Source organism: Shouchella sp. JSM 1781072 (assembly GCF_041949915.1).
GTDB lineage: Bacteria > Bacillota > Bacilli > Bacillales > Bacillaceae_D > Shouchella.
In genome coordinates this window covers 1,049,830-1,067,691 of the sequence record NZ_JBHFQE010000001.1, presented here as the reverse complement: position 1 = coordinate 1,067,691, position 17,862 = coordinate 1,049,830, and the positions used below count along the sequence as shown (strand labels likewise).

20 protein-coding genes are annotated in these 17,862 nt (G+C 41.2%); 2 read left to right on the top strand and 18 right to left on the bottom strand.

The genetic code is table 11. The annotated features are described in order from the left end of the window. Positions 1–88: 88 nt before the first annotated feature. From asnS to ACE1TH_RS05670, 3 genes are all read right to left on the bottom strand, one after another. Positions 89–1,381, bottom strand: coding sequence for an asparagine--tRNA ligase (asnS, locus tag ACE1TH_RS05680; RefSeq protein WP_375078492.1), 1,293 nt, complete (start codon positions 1,379–1,381; stop codon positions 89–91). An 89-nt stretch (positions 1,382–1,470) separates the two neighbouring features. Further along, entirely contained in the window at positions 1,471–1,965 is a 495-nt protein-coding gene (locus ACE1TH_RS05675; protein ID WP_375078491.1) for a cell wall elongation regulator TseB-like domain-containing protein, read from the bottom strand. Between the two features lie 8 nt (positions 1,966–1,973). Next, on the bottom strand, positions 1,974–2,153 hold the full coding sequence (locus ACE1TH_RS05670) for a YpmA family protein (protein ID WP_099300831.1): 180 nt from the start codon (positions 2,151–2,153) through the stop codon (positions 1,974–1,976). A 130-nt stretch (positions 2,154–2,283) separates the two neighbouring features. Between ACE1TH_RS05670 and ACE1TH_RS05665 the strand changes: the two genes are divergently transcribed. After that, positions 2,284–2,463 carry a hypothetical protein gene (locus tag ACE1TH_RS05665; RefSeq protein WP_099300832.1) on the top strand — a complete coding sequence of 60 codons (180 nt, stop codon included), beginning with the start codon at positions 2,284–2,286 and terminating at the stop codon, positions 2,461–2,463. A gap of 138 nt (positions 2,464–2,601) precedes the next feature. Here ACE1TH_RS05665 and ACE1TH_RS05660 read toward each other — a convergent pair whose 3' ends face one another. The 14 genes from ACE1TH_RS05660 to ACE1TH_RS05595 form a co-directional block, all read right to left on the bottom strand. Further along, complete coding sequence (locus ACE1TH_RS05660; protein WP_375078490.1) at positions 2,602–3,906, bottom strand: amidohydrolase; 1,305 nt, start codon at positions 3,904–3,906, stop codon at positions 2,602–2,604. Next, positions 3,906–6,707, bottom strand: a complete 2,802-nt coding sequence (gene dinG, locus ACE1TH_RS05655) for an ATP-dependent DNA helicase DinG (RefSeq protein ID WP_375078489.1) — start codon at positions 6,705–6,707, stop codon at positions 3,906–3,908. Before dinG ends, ACE1TH_RS05660 begins: the two co-directional genes overlap by 1 nt. A 27-nt stretch (positions 6,708–6,734) precedes the next feature. Further along, complete coding sequence (locus tag ACE1TH_RS05650; RefSeq protein ID WP_375078488.1) at positions 6,735–7,661, bottom strand: CDC27 family protein; 927 nt, start codon at positions 7,659–7,661, stop codon at positions 6,735–6,737. Positions 7,662–7,726: 65 nt separating this feature from the next. Then, a complete protein-coding gene (gene panD / locus ACE1TH_RS05645) occupies positions 7,727–8,110 on the bottom strand; it encodes an aspartate 1-decarboxylase (protein ID WP_099300836.1) in 384 nt (127 codons plus the stop codon). Continuing rightward, positions 8,110–8,964 carry a pantoate--beta-alanine ligase gene (gene panC / locus ACE1TH_RS05640; protein ID WP_375078487.1) on the bottom strand — a complete coding sequence of 285 codons (855 nt, stop codon included), beginning with the start codon at positions 8,962–8,964 and terminating at the stop codon, positions 8,110–8,112. Before panC ends, panD begins: the two co-directional genes overlap by 1 nt. Further along, positions 8,961–9,800, bottom strand: a complete 840-nt coding sequence (gene panB, locus ACE1TH_RS05635; RefSeq protein ID WP_099302098.1) for a 3-methyl-2-oxobutanoate hydroxymethyltransferase — start codon at positions 9,798–9,800, stop codon at positions 8,961–8,963. Before panB ends, panC begins: the two co-directional genes overlap by 4 nt. Positions 9,801–10,005: 205 nt before the next feature. Next, positions 10,006–10,977 (bottom strand): biotin--[acetyl-CoA-carboxylase] ligase, encoded by a 972-nt coding sequence (locus ACE1TH_RS05630; protein ID WP_375078797.1) that lies wholly within the window; start codon positions 10,975–10,977, stop codon positions 10,006–10,008. 17 nt (positions 10,978–10,994) lie between these two features. Continuing rightward, positions 10,995–12,101, bottom strand: coding sequence for a CCA tRNA nucleotidyltransferase (locus tag ACE1TH_RS05625; RefSeq protein WP_375078486.1), 1,107 nt, complete (start codon positions 12,099–12,101; stop codon positions 10,995–10,997). Next, positions 12,091–13,242 carry an N-acetyl-alpha-D-glucosaminyl L-malate synthase BshA gene (bshA, locus tag ACE1TH_RS05620; protein WP_375078485.1) on the bottom strand — a complete coding sequence of 384 codons (1,152 nt, stop codon included), beginning with the start codon at positions 13,240–13,242 and terminating at the stop codon, positions 12,091–12,093. Before bshA ends, ACE1TH_RS05625 begins: the two co-directional genes overlap by 11 nt. Before the next feature lie 8 nt (positions 13,243–13,250). Then, on the bottom strand, positions 13,251–13,949 hold the full coding sequence (gene bshB1 / locus ACE1TH_RS05615; protein WP_099302100.1) for a bacillithiol biosynthesis deacetylase BshB1: 699 nt from the start codon (positions 13,947–13,949) through the stop codon (positions 13,251–13,253). Between the two features lie 11 nt (positions 13,950–13,960). Beyond that, positions 13,961–14,443 carry a GNAT family N-acetyltransferase gene (locus tag ACE1TH_RS05610; RefSeq protein WP_099300840.1) on the bottom strand — a complete coding sequence of 161 codons (483 nt, stop codon included), beginning with the start codon at positions 14,441–14,443 and terminating at the stop codon, positions 13,961–13,963. A gap of 53 nt (positions 14,444–14,496) precedes the next feature. Next, positions 14,497–14,910, bottom strand: a complete 414-nt coding sequence (locus ACE1TH_RS05605) for a methylglyoxal synthase (RefSeq protein ID WP_176554235.1) — start codon at positions 14,908–14,910, stop codon at positions 14,497–14,499. A 12-nt stretch (positions 14,911–14,922) separates the two neighbouring features. Next, positions 14,923–15,717 carry a 4-hydroxy-tetrahydrodipicolinate reductase gene (gene dapB, locus ACE1TH_RS05600; protein WP_176554236.1) on the bottom strand — a complete coding sequence of 265 codons (795 nt, stop codon included), beginning with the start codon at positions 15,715–15,717 and terminating at the stop codon, positions 14,923–14,925. After that, positions 15,710–16,060 carry a nucleotide pyrophosphohydrolase gene (locus tag ACE1TH_RS05595; protein WP_099300841.1) on the bottom strand — a complete coding sequence of 117 codons (351 nt, stop codon included), beginning with the start codon at positions 16,058–16,060 and terminating at the stop codon, positions 15,710–15,712. The genes dapB and ACE1TH_RS05595 overlap by 8 nt, the downstream gene beginning before the upstream one ends. 133 nt (positions 16,061–16,193) lie before the next feature. Here ACE1TH_RS05595 and ACE1TH_RS05590 point away from each other — a divergent pair, with 133 nt between their 5' ends. Beyond that, positions 16,194–17,063, top strand: coding sequence for a YitT family protein (locus ACE1TH_RS05590; protein WP_099300842.1), 870 nt, complete (start codon positions 16,194–16,196; stop codon positions 17,061–17,063). 34 nt (positions 17,064–17,097) lie between these two features. Here ACE1TH_RS05590 and ACE1TH_RS05585 read toward each other — a convergent pair whose 3' ends face one another. Further along, the gene (locus ACE1TH_RS05585) at positions 17,098–17,742 is read right to left on the bottom strand and encodes a zinc metallopeptidase (protein WP_373454098.1); all 645 of its coding nucleotides are present in this window, start codon (positions 17,740–17,742) and stop codon (positions 17,098–17,100) included. Between the last annotated feature and the right edge of the window lie 120 nt (positions 17,743–17,862).

The window sequence follows — 17,862 nt, the reverse complement described above, 5'->3', positions numbered from 1 at the left end:
TCTGCCTCTAGGCAGTAGAAAAGCAGAGCGCACAATCATAAAAAAAACCCTTCAACGTAATCAAATACGTTAAAGGGTTCAGCCATTTTTATGGATATAAACGATTTAATAATCGTGGAAACGCAATCGTTTCTCTTACATGTTCAATGCCTGACATCCAAGCAACGGTTCGCTCAAGACCTAAACCGAAACCAGAGTGCGGCACGGATCCATATTTACGAAGATCTAAATACCATTGATACGCTTCTAATGGTAATCCGTGAGCTTCAATTTCCTGTTTTAATAAATCGTAGTCATGGATTCTTTCAGAGCCACCAATAATCTCACCGTATCCTTCAGGCGCAATGAGATCGGCACATAGGACAACATCATCACGATCTGGAGCCGGCTGCATATAGAACGGTTTTAACGATTTTGGATAATGCGTTATAAATACTGGCTTGTCATAATGCTCTGCAAGCGCCGTTTCATGTGGCGAACCAAAATCATCGCCCCACACAATGTCATCAAAGCCCTTTTTATGTAAAAGTGCAAGGGCATCATCATACTTAATTCGTGGGAATGGTCCTTTAATTGCAGCAAGCTTGTCTTTATCACGTTCAAGAAGATCAAGCTCCAACTCACAGTGGCTTAACACATGCGCTGCTAAGTGACACACATACGATTCTTGAATATCTAAACTCTCTTCATGCTCCACAAACGCCATCTCTGGTTCAATCATCCAGAATTCAATTAAGTGACGACGGGTTTTAGATTTTTCCGCTCGGAATGTTGGTCCAAATGTAAACACACGGTTTAACGCCATTGCACCTGCTTCAGCATAAAGTTGTCCACTTTGCGAAAGAAACGCGTCTTCGTCAAAGTATTTCGTGTGAAACAATTCCGACGTGCCTTCCGGTGAACTTCCCGTTAAAATAGGCGAGTCTAATTTTGTAAACCCATTTGCAAAAAAGTACTCGTACGTTGCTTTAATAATTTCGTTACGGATTTTCATGACCGCATGCTGTTTTTTTGAACGAATCCATAAATGGCGGTTATCCATTAAAAATTCTGTTCCATGCGCTTTCGGTGTAATTGGATACCCTTCTGCTTCGTGAATGACTTGAAGATCTGTTACGGTTAATTCGTAGCCGAATGCAGATCGATCGTCTTCACGAACAACTCCTGTCACATAGAGCGATGTTTCTTGCGTTAAGCTTTTTGCTTTTTGAAACAGCGCTTCTTCTACATCGGCTTTCACAACGACACCTTGCATAAAGCCTGTTCCATCTCGAAGTTGTAAGAACGCAATTTTTCCGCTCGAGCGTTTGTTAGCGAGCCACGCTCCAATTGTCACTTCTTGTTCTACAAATTGACCCACCTGGGCAATGGTTGTTTTCAAATCCTTCAGTCCTCCTGAACGTACAATTCTTCCTTTATTTCCGACTAACATTATAACTGAGCGCTTCTTAAAAGTCGATAGTACGCCTTTTAAGGAGCTGTATGAATGCTGTAACTTTTTAAATACTCACCTGTTTCAAATAATGTGTAATAAAATACTCGTGAACCATTTGTTACGTACGTGAATTCATACACTGGTTGTGCATTTTCAATACCAAGTTGAATGGATTCAAACGACGATACATTTAACTCTTGTGATACAGTATCAACCATTTCATTTTTTTCTACACCATCTTCTTGGTTAAATAGATAATATTCTTCTGTTTCTTCCCAATTTTGGTTCATAAATAACAGTTGATGTTCGTTTTCTTCATTCACGCCTGTTAAGACCCAATAGCTTTCTCCACCATGATAATAGGAAACGTCATCCACTTGCGCTAACAAATCTTCGCTTAACGCAAGTGATGCACCATCTTCTGCTTCTGCTAACAAAGGAGATCGAATCGTTTGGTACAGCCAAATGCTTAACCCACTTACAAGAAAAATCCCCGCTATTAAAGCAATATAAATGCCTTTACGTCTCATAGTTCCCTCTACACTTCATAAATGGTAAACACAATTTTTTCTTGATCTTTTTCATCGAGCGCAAACCCAAATGTTAAGCCTTTGTCTTTTAAAGTACGATTTAATTGATCAACCACCTTATAAAAATCATCAGTACGATCAATCGTAACCGTTGATAAAACTTTCATTTTCGTATCCGCATTTTCCATTTTTTCTTCACTCGCCTCTCCACGTTAAAGTATACCAACCAATATCTAGACTTCTCCACAAACATTACTAAACATAGCCTGTCTTCTTCGTGGCAAAATAGTACTACGCCAGCAGAAGGGGGGCGTTTATATGGAACAAAACGGCTTAGCCGATTGGTTTCAGCAACATAAGGACGAATGGTCCTTACTTCGCAGAGGAAACCAAACGTTGGAAGACATATGCTGTTTTCCATTAAAGCAAACAGTGTTTCCTGCTGTCTTTTATCCAACAGCTGCAAGTGCAGAGGATATGCAGGCTGAAATCGATTAAAAACCTTCTACCTACACCTCACGACGCTACGTACGGTAGCGTTTTGCTTATCGACAAGGTCGATAAGCTTTTTTTCAAACGATCTATGGAGAATGTACCAAAGGAGCTCATGCTTTTCAAGCCAAAGCAGCAAGATCTTTATCCTTTTTTTGCTTGAATGTGACGTTTTGCTTCAAACAGAACTTTTTCTTTATCCATCGTTGTAAACGATTTGTTTTCGTATAGTGGCTTTCCTTGAACGTACATATCGGTTACATCTGTTCCTTTCGCCGAGAAAACGAGATGGGATACAAGATTTTCTTCCGGTAAAAAGTGAGCTTGATGTGGTGAAAGCATAATAAAATCAGCTTCATGCCCTTCCACTAAAGCACCCACGTTCTTTTGAAACAAAGCTTTTGCACCATTGACCGTTGTCATTTGTAATCCTTCGTACGTTGTAACTAGATCCGCTTGTTCGTTAACCCCTCGTTGTAGCAAGACAGCGAAACGCATTTGCTCAAACAAATCTAAATGGTTATTTGACGCAACAGAATCTGTTCCAAGTGAAACTGGAATGTCATGCTTTAGCATTGACGCTACTTGCGCGACGCCAGAGCCTAATTTTAAATTGCTCATCGGGTTATGAGAAATCATGGCATTGTGCTTCTGAATGAGTTCAAAATGTTGCTCGTACATATGAACACAGTGAGCGAATAACCAGTCTGTACCTTCTAACAAACGTCGCTCTTCTAATAACTCTAACGGATGCATACCATGTTGATCCATATAATCGTGAATTTCTTTTCTTGTTTCAGCAAGATGCATATGAACAGGCAAATGTTCATTCCGTGCAGCTTCTACAATACGTTCAATGTAATCCGGCGGACATGTATATGGCGCGTGAGGCGCTAACATCGTTTGAATGCGGCCGTTTCCTGCTCCTCGATAAGAAGTCGCAAACGCTAACGACTCGGCTAATTTTTCATCTTGTTCTTCTTTTGAACAAAGTCCAATAACCGATCGCATTAAAGTAGCACGTAATCCTACCTTTTCAATTTCCTCAGCAAAAGCTGGTAATCCTAGATGATACATATCAACAAAAGAGGTTGTACCCGACTCAATCATTTCAATCATGCTTACGTCTCTTGCTACTTTTAAAGTCTGTGAATCAAATTGCCGTTCATTTGGCCAGATCGACTGTTCTAACCAATCTTGTAATGGCTGATCGTCATTTATTCCTCTAAGCAACGACATGCCAGGATGACCGTGGGTATTTACCAATCCTGGCATTAACCATTTTCCATTCGCATTTATAACAGATGTTGCTTCTTTTTCTTGAGCTGAAGGGTCGCCTGAACGAATCGTTACGATTTCAGTGTGATTAAACCGAATGTAGCCGTGATCAATCACTGTTTCCTCATGATCCATCGTGATAATTTTTGCATTAAAAATGAGTGTATCCACTATCGTTCCTCCTGATTATTGACATGCTCTTGAAGTAGCTGCTCAAATTTCCCTTCATAAACCGGTGTTGTCGGCAATGATTCTAAAAACGTTTTTCCATATCGCGTTGTAACAACACGTCTATCAAAAATAAAGAAATTGCCGGTGTCAGTCGTTGTTCGAATTAATCGACCAAACCCTTGGCGAAAACGAATAACGGCTTGCGGTAAAGATAGATCTGTGAATGGATTTTCGCCATTTTCTTTTGCCGCATTAATTTGCGCACGAGTTAACGGTTGGTTCGGAGGTGAAAACGGCAAACGCACAATAATTAAATGTTCAAGTGCATCACCTGCTAAGTCAATGCCTTCCCAAAAGCTATTTGTACCAAATAAAATACTCGAACCACTTGTTTGTTTAAATAACTTTAATAAGCGTGATCGTGAACCGCTCGTAATCCCCTGACCGATCAGCGTAAAACTATGGTCATCATCTAGATCTTTTACATACTGATAAACTTGTTTAAGCATATCGTAGGACGTAAACAACACGAGTGACTTTTTATGTGTCGCATCCGTTAATCGCCACAGTTTAATGGCAACATCTTGAATAAACAATTGATCATTTTGACCTCGAACATCAGGAATATCTGTCGGAATAAGCACGTTCAATTGTTTTTCATAAGAAAACGGCGATGCTATTTGCTTCGTTCGCACGCCAAAATCCTCAAGGCCCAAGCGTTTTAACGCATAATCAAATGATTGTTTTATTGTTAACGTAGCCGACGTTAGCACGACACTTTTCTTTTTCGCAAAAAATTCATCCGCTAAGCGATCATGAATGCGAATCGGCTTTGCGTACAAATACGTTGCATTTTTTGCTCCTTTTGGCTCAACTTCAACCCAATACACATAGTCCTCATCGTATTCCAATAACAATTCATACAACTGGGTGATTTCTTCTTCAAACGAAGCGATGATCGATTTAAAGTTGGCTACAGCTGACTGCTGTTGATAGGCAAGCTCATCATCCGTTTCTTGATTGAGCTGCGTTCGAAATTGTTTAAGAATCGATTGACTACTCAGTTGAACCCGCATCGCACATTCTAAAATACCTTGCCAGAGCACGCCTTCTTCGTTAAAACTTTTATACACATAACTTACGCGTCCGATATCGGTTGCTTCTGTTTGTCTTTCGTTCACAAAAGCATGGAGCATGCGAAACAACTCTTCCACATCCTCTTTTATCTCTGTTAAAACGGTTAAGCTATTTTTCTCCATTTGTACAAATGTCTCATGATGTTGATGTTGGCTGAAAAACTGTAGCAAACGCGATAACGAAAAACCAATGGATAAATGATTAACCGACAATCCAAAATAATCAATAGCGGTTTCTTCGAGATGATGGGCTTCGTCAATAACTGCGTGACTATAGGTGGGGATAATGGCTCTTTTTTGATGCACATCTGTCATTAACAACGCATGGTTAACAATAATGACATCTGCTTCTTTCGCTACTTTTCGTGAACGATGAAAGAAGCACCGCGAGAACCAAGGATTAAACCGACCTAAATCAGAGGAGGCATCGCTTTGCACTGTGCGCCAAAATAATTGACCACCGCTTGATAAATTTAACTCTTCCACATCACCTGTCGACGTCTCTAAAAGCCAAATTAGCATTTGTGCTTTTGTTAATTGGACATCATATGATCCGTCTTCACGATCTAAAATCGCCTCTTCAAACTTTCTTAAATCTACATAATGCTGCCTTCCTTTTAACACTGCCACGTTTACCGAAATGCCTAACGCTTTTTTTATAAGTTTAAGGTCTTTTTTCAACAATTGCTCTTGTAAAGGGATCGAATATGTGGAAAGAACGACCGGCTTTTGAGTCTGTTTTGCGTAGTAAATACTTGGTATTAAATACCCTAATGTTTTGCCTGTACCTGTTCCTGCTTCAATTAGCGCGTGCGCGTAATCGGTGAATGCGTCATGGACAGCTCTCGCCATTTCCTCTTGACCAACACGGACTTCATAATGCTCGAACTGTCTTGCAAGAGATCCGTCTTTTGAGAAAAGTTGTTGTTCAAATGCTTCAAATGTACTCGGCAAAGCTTCTTTCTCTTTCTCTTTTTCTTCTTCATCCTGTTGGACTCGTTTTAAGGCAAGCTGTCTAAACACATCCACTGTCTGATCTTCTTGGTTTACTTCTTTTAAAGCACGGTCTATTCCTTGCTCAATTAAAAAAGCCCAGTCACTTTTTAAAGACAGCGTTACTTTCTTTAAGACTTGTAACGTAATTAATGGAAGCTGTAAAAGCTTTTTATGTAAGAAGATAAACAGTTCCGCCGTCATTTCAGCGTCACTGTCGGCTTGGTGAGGCCTTGAATGATCCATATCAAAATAAACGGTTAGATCAGACAATTTATAACTATCTAATGTAGGTAACAAGGCTCGACTTAATTCCACCGTATCAAAAGTAAAGCAGGTTGGAAATAAATAGCCAACACGTTCCAACTGCTTCTTTAAAAACCCTTTATCAAACGGAACATTATGCGCAACAAAATGACTTCCTTCTAAAAATGAAAGGATCTCAACAGCTACTTCTTCAAATGTAGGCGCACCTTTTACATGCTCTTGAGAAATTCCCGTTAACTCGGTTATAAAAGGTGGAATATCACAAAGCGGATCGACAAACGTTGAAAATCGATCTGTAATTTGATGATCTTCCACCTTTACAGCTCCAATTTGGATAATACGTGCTCCCTGATCAGGAGAATTCCCTGTTGTCTCCAAATCAAGCACGACATAAGACTGTGACACTTTTGCACCTCAATTCAAAACCCGGTCTTACTTCATTGTTGCTTGTATCCATTCATACGATTTTTTCGCTTCCGGGTCGGTATGGCTTAGTTCACTCAATAAATGAACGGCTCTTTTATCACCTGATAATGCTTTATTCCAAGCAAATCCATGTAGCCAGCGTTGTTCTTTGCCTGATTGTATCATTAAATGCTCATATGCATAACATGCTAGCTCATGTTCGCCAATCCATTCTACTAAGTGCGCTACAGCGACTAGCGCTGATTGCTCATGCAAATTTTCAATGACTTGCAAAAATGCTGCCCGAGCTTCTTCTAGTTCACCTGCTTGAACAAGTGCCAACGCTAACGCGTAAAGGCCATCAACATCTTCTACATGATAAGCATATTGCCGAAAACATGTCGTTGCATATTCGTAATTTCCTAACGTAAAATAGCAGACCCCTAAATTATACATGAGTTCATGATTTTCTGCTAAGGGTTGCGCTTTTTCTAAATAATGAATAGCCTTCTCCATGTCATGTTGAACAATGGCGATCAATCCTAACCCTTTATATGCCAAATGGGTTATTAACGCTGGTGTTTGTAAGAATAACACATATTGAAATTGCGCTTCACTCTCAACTAAATCACTTTGATACAAGGAAGCATAGCCGACATACAAACAGCGTATTCCATCCTTTTCCACATGCTCTTCTTGCTTTAATTGCGCACACGCTTCTTGAAACTGGCCTTGATCGAATAAAATCGTCCCTTTTGATTGGTATTGATATAAATGCGCTTCCTCTTTGACTTTGCGTTTTAACTCCTGCATCGACTCATCCAGTGATCCCCATGTGGTCAATAGCAGTTCAACCTTATCCTCTAACGTATCCATTTGTTTCGATTGTTGTTTAAGCGGTAGCGCCCATACTGATTCATATAAGCTGTACCATTCGTTTAACCATTCTTTCAAAAAAATCCCCTCCCAGCAATTTGCTCTACTCACAGTTTGCATGTTTACGGGAGGGAATATTCGAGTTATAGGACGGTAGAAGCTGGTTCTGTTCCTAACATTTCTACAATCGTATTGGTTTCGTCTAAAATCGCCACTTTAGGGGTGTGCGTAAGCGCTTCTTGATTTTCAAGCATGACATAACTCAAGATGATGACAACGTCTCCAGGCTGAACTTTTCGTGCAGCAGCACCGTTTAAACAAATTTCTCCTGTACCACGTTTTCCTTTAATAATATACGTTTCGAAACGCTCACCGTTGTTGTTATTGACGATTTGGACTTTTTCATTCTCAATTAAATCGACGGCATCTAGAAGATCTTCATCAATCGTAATACTGCCAACATAATTTAAATTTGATTCAGTTACACGCGCGCGGTGTAATTTTGCTTTCATCATTGTTCTGTACATTACGCTTCACCTCGGTTGCTAAAGTCAATTTGAACATGGTCAATAAGTCGAGCGTGCGAGAACTGGTAAGCAAGAGCTAAAATGATTCGTCCTGTCGCAACCTCTACTTGTTTTAGTGACGGGTATTCATATGCTTCTATATAGTCAATGGAGCCGCTCGGAATTTGAGCTAACGATACACGGACTAGTTCAATTAACTCTGGAACGTTTCGGTTGTTAGACGCTTTTGCTCGTTGTAACGCCTTATATAAAAGCGGCGCATACTGTCGTTCTGCTTTTGTTAAATGAACGTTTCTAGAGCTTCGAGCTAGTCCATCTTCTTCTCGAACCGTTTTACAGCCTACCACCTTTATTGGCATAAAAAACTCATTTACGAGCTGTTTAATAATGGCTAGTTGCTGTGCATCCTTTTCGCCAAAATAAGCGGCTTCCGGTCGAATAAGCGAGAATAATTTTAACACTACAGTTGCAACGCCATCAAAGTGACCAGGTCTACTTTTTCCACACATGACGTTCGCCCCTTGCTGTACATGGACAATTTGCGGAAATCCATCTGGATAAATGTCTTCAACCGACGGACAAAAGAGAATGTCACAACCTGCTTCACGGGCTACCTTTTGATCAGCTTCAAGCTGTCTAGGGTACGTTTCAAAATCTTCATTTGGTCCGAACTGCAGCGGATTTACAAAAATAGACACAACAACAATTGAATGATTGGCGTTTGCTGCCTCCATTAATGATACATGGCCTTCATGCAACGCACCCATTGTTGGCACGAAGCCAATTGAGTGCGTTGGTAAATGAAACGGCTTTAACGCTTGCTGCAATTCTTGCTTCGTTTTTACAACGATCATTCGCTTTTCCCACCGTATAACGACAACCAATCCGAATCTTTCATCGTATATTGGTGTTGTTCAGTTGGAAAATCTCGTGCTTTTACTTCTTGGACATACTGTGCCAGACCATCTTGAATCGTATGCGAGATGGTCACATATTGTTTAACAAATTTAGCGACTCGTTCTGATTCATAGCCAATGACATCGTGGTACACAAGCACTTGACCGTCTGTTTGATTTCCAGCGCCAATTCCAATAATCGGAACTGACAGTTGATTAGACAAAGCTGTGCCGAGTTGATGCGGGATGCATTCAGCTACGATTGCAAAAGCCCCTGCTTCAGCAATGGCTTTTGCATCAACAAGCAATTGTTCTGCTGTTTCTTGATCTTTACCTTGAACCGCGTAGCCACCTAGCACGCCAACAGATTGTGGTGTTAAACCGATATGACCGACAACAGGTACACCAGCAGAAACAAGATTTTTTACTGTATCGGCAATTTCAACGCCACCTTCAAGCTTCACAGCATCGGCCCCAGCTTCTTGCAACAATCGTCTAGCATGATGCGCAGTTTCCGAAAAAGAACTGTGATACGTAAAAAATGGCAAGTCTGTTACAACAAATGTGTCTCTGGCACCACGTTTTACCGCTTTTGTGTGGAGGACCATATCGTCAACCGTAACAGGTACCGTAGAATCGTACCCTAATACAACCATCCCTAAAGAGTCACCGACTAAAATCATATCTACGCCTGCACGTTCTGCAAGCTTAGCTGATGGTGCATCGTAGGCCGTGAGCATCGCAATTGGTTCTTGCTTCTGTTTCATTTGTAAAAATTGTTTTGTCGTTTTCATGTTAAACGCCTCCAGTTTCATGTGTTCAAATTTGAACTGCATGAAACGGCTTTGCCCCCTTGCTTATCGCAAGGGGGCGTGTAAAAGCACATCATCTTTAGTCTCCGTTCTTCGTTCGAATCGAAGCTAACGATGGCTTTTCCCATCCATTTATCGGGTGCCGTTCTAGCAGATACAGCCCTTGCATTCACTAGTATAACAAGGGTCAGGAGGTTGTGTCGAGTTCAATATCTCCTGAGTGAATAAGGTGAGTAGTCCCATTTAAATCGGTTATACATAACTGTCCCTCATCTGTTAGCCCACTAGCATAACCAGTAATCACTTGTTTGGCTGTTCGTGCATGAATTTTTTTGTGTAGTGAGATCGACCGAGCTTCCCATAAAGGCTTAATGACACGGAAACCTTCTTCTTGATAACAACGATAAAGCCATTCAAATTCATTCATCACTTCTGCAATTAACGTCGCGCGATGAACAGTTTTTCCCGTTTCTTGATAAATCGATGTAGCGATACCTTTGACATCCTCATGAAAGTCGGCGACAGACTGTTGACAATTAATTCCCATTCCGACAATAACGTAATGAAGTTGGTCAGGATCTGCCGCCATCTCGGTTAAAATACCGACAAGCTTCTTCCCCTTAACCAATAAGTCGTTTGGCCATTTAATTTCGCAATCGATTCCGGTCACTTTTTCGATCGCTCTTACAACTGCAACGGCAGCGACTAACGTAAGTTGTGGCGTTTGTGCAATTGGAATAGTCGGCCGCAAAATTAAAGACATGGAAATGGTTTGCCCTTCTCCTACGAGCCACTTCCGCCCAAGTCGCCCTCTCCCTTGGGTTTGTTCATTTGCGACAATAAGTGTTCCTTCGTCACCTTTATTTGTAGCCACTTGATGGGCGAGCGGCTGGGTGGATTCTACAGAATCATAAGCAAATACGGTTTTACCAAATGAATCCGTCGACACTCGTCCTATAATATCGTGTGCACGCACTGTATCAGGGCTATGAAGCAAACGGTATCCTTTATTCGTCGTTGATTCAATTGTATACCCTTGTTCTTTTAATGCCTTAATCTGCTTCCAAATTGCGGTCCGGCTAACATTCAAATCGGAACTTATTGCTTCACCTGACACATACTCGCCTGATCGTAAAAGCTTTACTAATAATGCCTTCATCATTTGTCCTTTCCCGCTCATACTTGCTTTAACAAACAAGCTCGCTTATTTTCAAGCACTCCTTCAACAACCGCTTTCTCCAATCTCTCCAGCTTTTCCTTAATCCAGGGTCCTGGTTTCGCCGCTGTCTTCTCTAATAAGTCCGCTCCCGTTATCGCAAGTTCGTCTTTAGAATGAATCGGCAATTGATGATAAGCTTCCTCAAGTTGAGAATGACTGAGAAACGACCAGTCTCTTCCATGGCGCATTCGCTCTACATCATAGGCAACAGAAACCCCTGCTCGATAAAGCATCCAAGGCGTCCAGTTCGATGTCTGTCGTTCTTGAAAAAAAACATAGCGCTGTTTAACTTGTTTTTTTAACTGATTCGAAACCGGAAACGAGGAGATCACATGTTCATTTCCTACAAGTACGCTGTACTCTGCCCACGCCCACTCATCGGTCTCCCATACAATAGATGACAAACGATGAAGCTGCTCATAAATGGTCTCGTTTAAAAGAAGAGACGGAAGAGCCCGTTCCACTTGAATCTGTTCTAAAAACAAACATGCGTCACCTTTATATGCTCCTTTTAACACGCCTACCCATTCATGGGCTATTCGCTCACGGGCAATCGTTGAAAAGAGAGATAGCGCATCGCTACAAGCACGCATCGTCTGCTCGTCAACGCTAAAGCCAAGATTACTTATAAATCGTGCCGCGCGCAAAACTCGTAAAGGATCTGCTTTAAACACACGTTCTGGGTAATACGAACGAAGGATACGCTCCTGCAAATCCTTTTGTCCGTTTGTATAATCCATCACATCACCAGAAGCGGTCATGGCTAAACTATTGACCGTAAAATCTCTTTCCTGCAAGTCTTCAACGAGTGAAGCCCCTTTAAACGTTGAGATTTCAACTTGAATAGTATGAAGATGTACACTTACCGTTTGAAATCGTTCGTTAATTCGAAACGTTTTCTTGAAAAAGGCTTCAATTTGTTGAGGGGATGCACTCGTTGCGATGTCATAATCATGAACATCCCGCTTTAGTAACAAATCTCGAACCGCTCCGCCAACAAGATAGGCTTCGTGGCCTGCTTCGTTTAATTCACGCAAACACGCTTTCACTTCCTTAGGAATCATTGGCGATATCCTTTAGAAGCATTTTTTCGTATAAGCGCTCGTATTCACTCACAATTCGCTGTGAATAAAATTCTTGCTTCGCTCTTTTTAACGCCTGCTCTTTAAAGCGCTGATGATGATGAGCATCCGTTAACAGTTCAAGTGCCCGCTGTGCCACTAGCTCAACGTCACCAACAGGGACGAGAAAACCACTCTTTTGATCTTCAATCACTTCTGGAATGCCGCCAATATCTGTGCCAATTACAGGAACCCCGCACGCCATCGCTTCTAACGCCACTAGACCGAAGCTTTCTTTTTCACTCAATAAAAGCATGACATCGCTCATTGATAACAACTCGGCAATATGCTTTTGATTGCCTAGAACAAGCACATGGTCGTCCAATTTGTTTTCTTTAATATACTGCCTAGCAACCGGAAGCTCTGGACCATTCCCTATTAATAAAAGCTTAGCCTTTGCCCCCTGTAAAATGAGGGAAAAGCTTTTTAACACATCCAGAATGCGTTTTACAGGTCGAAAATTTGAGATGTGGATGACGACATGTTCATCTTGAGCAATCCCATAATGACTCGCTAACCCTTCAATTGGCTTCGGGTAGTACACCTCTTCATCAACGAAATTATAAACCGTTTCAATTGGCTTAGCTGTACCCACTAATTCCTGAGTCTGTCGAACAAGATCTTTTGAAACTGCCGTAACAATATCCGACTGTTCTATTCCGAACCGAATTAAAGGCTGTAAAGAAGGATCAAATCCGAGCACCGTAATGTCTGTACCGTGCAACGTTGTCATAATCTTTATGTCTCTTCCACTCATTTGTTTTGCTAATATGGCACAAACAGCATGAGGAACCGCATAATGCACATGAAGAAAATCCAGTTCATGGCTACGAATGACTTCTGCAATCTTACTCGCAGCAGACAAGTCATGTGGTGGATGCTTAAATACTGCATACTGATTCACTTCAACCTCATGGAAAAAGATATTTGGATACACTTTATCATCAAGGCGAAAGGGGATTTCAGTTGTGATGAAGTGGACCTCATGTCCCCTTGAAGCAAGCTGTTTCCCTAATTCTGTCGCTACCACTCCAGATCCACCAACTGTAGGATAACAGCTAATCCCTATTTTTTTTGGTTTCAATATCTATTTCACCTTTCAAATAAATTTGTTACGTTTAGAGGACGATAAGTCTTAAATCCCTCTGCGTACGTTAAACCCACTTCTTTCGCATACATACGGTCTCGAGCGATAACAGACTCAATATATTGATCCGTTAGCGGAGTAGATACCCCTGCTTTAGGCTGAAACTGACTCTGATACGCTTGTAAAGCCGCAACCTTTTTCTCATAAACATGCGCGACATCGATGACAAAGTCTGGGTTTGAAAAGCCATTTATAAAGTAACTAAAATGCGCATCCACTTTATGCGGTTCGTACTCCGGCAAAAGGTTTCGAATCCCAGCGTCAAAAAGTACGTCCTTCATGATCGCAGCACACGCACCATGATCAGGATGGCGGTCTGGTAGTGGAGTAAATACAAACCTTGGCTTCCATTCCCGAATCCGACGAACAAGATCCAACTTTTCCGCCGGTGAAATCGATGCCAAACCTCGGTCCTTTAAGCTTAGCTGCTCGCGCTTTTTAACTCCTAATGTGTCAGCAGCTGCTTGAGCCTCTAATTGACGCGTTTCTACATCACCATTAGAAGACAATTCTGCTTTCGTTAAAGTAAGGAACTGACACGTATAGCCTTCCGCCACATATTTCGCAATGGTTGCGCCCATGCCAATTTCAATATCATCTGGATGCGCACCAACTGCTAACAAATCACATGTATTGTTCGTCATCCGAATGTGGCTCACACCCTCTCTCTACTCATTTTAACAGTATGAAATGTATGATCAAACATTGTCTCGGAAAATGTCTCTACATGTCGGAAACCTTGCGTTATGTAAAATTGTTCCGCACGGCGATTTCCTTCTTCCACATAAACAACTAAACGTTCCTCTGGATATAAATTTGATACTATTTCTTGAAAAAGAGATGTGCCTACTCCTTTACCGAGAGCGTCTGGATCAACATAGATTGCCGCTAATTCTGTTTCTTTTTCATTACGCGTTAACTGTGCAAATCCAAGTAATTGTTTTTTATCTGAATAAGCAGTTAAAAACAAAGCAGAATTCGTCAATTTTTGCTCCAGCATCGCAAAAGAATACGCTTTTTCGAGAAATGTTTGTTGAACATGCTGAGGAATAAGCGTTTCATAAGCAAAACCCCATGAACGTGCAGCGAGAGAAGCAATGTCCTCACGATCGTTTAATACTGCTTTTCTAATCTTCATAAAGTCACCTCTCCACGCATTCTTTTAAAAAAAGGAGCCTAAAAACAGACTCCTTACAAAGACGTTCGATTCTCTTTCTGAACAGAACGGAATTGAAAATCGCCTCGCTCAAGCCCTTTTATAAGAACCTCTGCTGTTCCAATATTCGTTGCTAAAGGAACCGCTTTTACGTCACAAAGCCGTATTAGAGCCGTAACATCTGGCTCATGAGGCTGTGCTGTTAACGGATCACGGAAAAATAAAATAAGATCAAATTCATCTTCTGCAACGAGCGCACCGATTTGCTGGTCCCCGCCAAGTGGGCCAGATTTAAATCGAGTCACCTGTAAAGAGCTAGCCTCCATGATTCGCGTCCCTGTCGTACCAGTTCCATATAAATCATGTTCGCTCAAAATATGTTCATACGCTACACAAAAATTTACCATTTGCTGTTTCTTCTTGTCATGAGCAATTAACGCCACTTTCATCGTGATCACCTCTTAATCAATTAAGTTTTCAAGTCCATAAACGAGTGTATCAAGCTTTAATACGTGTTCAATTGAAAGTTTGACACCCGGCATAAAACTTTGTCGATTAAGAGAATCGTGCTTAATGGACAACAGCTGTCCTTCTCCACCAAAGAGGACCTCTTGATGTGCCACTCTGCCTGGAAGTCGGACACTATGAATCCTCATCCCCTCAAACTCAGCGCCTCTCGCGCCTGGTAAATCTTCTTTTTCATCGGGATGTCCTTGCTGCTTTTGCTCACGCTCTTGTGCAATAAGTTGAGCTGTTTTCATTGCTGTGCCAGATGGTGCATCCAATTTGTTATCATGATGCTGCTCAATGATTTCCACATCTGTTAAATAACGAGCGGCTAGCTGCGAAAACTTCATCATTAAAATCGCACCAATCGCGAAGTTCGGCGCAATAATCGCCCCAAGTTCTTTTTCTTCAGTAAGCTTTCTTAACTGCTCAATATCATCGTTCGTAAAACCTGTCGTTCCTACAACAGGTCGAACCCCATGTGCAAGAGCAATCTCCATATGTTTCTTTCCAAATGCTGGCGTTGTTAAATCTACAAGCACATCTACATCATGATTTGAAAAACATTGTTCCATATCCGAATAAATTGGTGTTTCTAAGTCTCCATAGCCTTTAAGGTCTTGTAGCGTTTGACCGTCATGCTTTGAATCAACAACCGCTACGAGCTGAAGCTCTTCATCACGCTCACAAAGTTGAACTGCCTCGTACCCCATTTTCCCTCTTGGTCCTGCAACGACAATCTTAATCATGGTTTTGCTCTCCTTCTTCAATCCTTGTCCAGCGATCTGCATCGCGCGTAGTAAATTTAGTCATCACTCGTGAGTGGGCTTCGTCTAAATCAATATTAAGCGAGTTCGCCAGGCAAATTAACACAAATAATACGTCGCCCATTTCTTCTTCCATTGCTTTTTCTTTTTCCGTTGCTTTCTTTGGTTTTTCTCCATATGTATGGTTTACTTCACGCGCTAATTCCCCTAACTCTTCTGTCAATCGAGCCATCATCGCAAGCGGACTAAAATACCCTTCTTTAAATTGGCTTATATAATCATCCACTTCTTGTTGCATTTGTGCCATTGATTTTGGATGTTTCATCGGTCCACTTCCTTTCTTCTTTCTTATCGTAGCGAATCCACAATAAATCTGCAATTAAAATTCACTGACTTCTATCTTTTTTTATTCAGGTTGAGTACACTAATAAAGCATTGATTGTAAAGGAGAACTGTTTATGGCCAGACACGCTAAAAACATTTTGTTTATTTTGTTCGGGACAGCGTTAATGTCTTTTGGGTTAGTTTATTTTAATATGCAGTACAATTTAGCAGATGGTGGCGTCACCGGGATTACGTTATTGCTCTTTTTTCTGTTTTCATTCAATCCAGCTATTTCCAACCTAATTATTAACATCCCGTTATTTTTCATCGGCTGGAAAATGCTAGGTCGAACAACGTTTGTGTACACATTAGTTGGTACATTTAGTTTGTCTCTTTTTTTAGATTTATTTCAGCGCATACCAGTTGCCATCGATCTCGCTGACGACATCATGCTCGCAGCCTTGTTTGCTGGCGCTATCGTTGGAGTAGGCCTTGGCATTGTATTTCGCTTTGGCGGTACAACAGGAGGCGCAGATATTCTTGCTAAACTATGCTTGCGCTATTTTGGCTGGAGTATTGGTAAAACGTTTTTACTTTTTGATTCATCGGTCATTGCGATTTCACTTATTTTTGAACTCAGTTTACGTCAAGCGATGTATACAATCGTCTATGTCTTTATCGCAGCAAAAGTCATTGATTTTATTCAGCAAGGCTCTTATTCCGCCAAAGCCGCCTTTATTATTTCCGACGACTTGGAGCAAATTTCCGAGACAATTCTAAGAGAAATGGGCCGCGGCGCCACCGCTTTAAAAGGGAAAGGATCGTTTACTGGCAACGAAAAAGAAATTTTGTACTGTGTGGTAGCTAGAAATGAAACGGTTCGCCTCCGCTCCATTGTTCATCGCATTGATCCGCACGCATTTATGGCGATCAATGATGTTACTGAAGCAGCAGGAGAAGGCTTTACCCTCGATGATAATAAGAAGCCGCTTCGAGTTGACTAAAAAAACGTGCCTACGTTGTGTAGGCACGTTTTCTTTAATCTCTTTGAGATAAATAAATTAAAATCAATCGTGCAAGCTCCATAACAGCTACAAGCGCTGCGGCAACATAAGTCATGGCTGCGGCATTTAACACTTTTTTCGTTTCACGTTCTTCATCATTGCGAATGATTCCACTTGAAACCATTTGCGCCATCGCTTGATTTGAAGCGTTAAATTCAACAGGCAATGTCACCACTTGGAATAATACGGCTGCAGAGAACATGACGATACCAGCTAATAAAATAACTGGTGAAAATGAACCAAAAACGGTGATTAGTAACCCAATCATGATAAGCCATTGACCTAATGACGTACCAATTTGCGCAGCTGGAACAAGCGCACTACGAAACTTCAAAAATGCATAATCTTCCGCATCTTGGATAGCGTGTCCTACTTCATGTGCAGCAATTGCCGCTGCGGCAACAGATGGCTTATGATAATTATCCGTTGATAAACGAACGGTCTTTGCTTTCGGATCATAGTGATCGGAAAGCTCCCCTTTTGTTTCTTCAATCGTCACATCATTTAAACCATTATCATTTAAAATTTTTCTTGCAACTTCTGCTCCCGTCATACCTGACGAGTTACGAATTTGTGAGTATTTATTATAGGCGCTCTTCACTTTCCCTTGCGCAATCATCGGGATGATAAGAAGCAGCGCGAGGTAGATCAAATATCCAGTCAAACTCACGTTAAAATCACCTCTTTATTGATTATATTCCCATCATAAAGTGAACGTCAAAATAAGTCAAACAAGAGG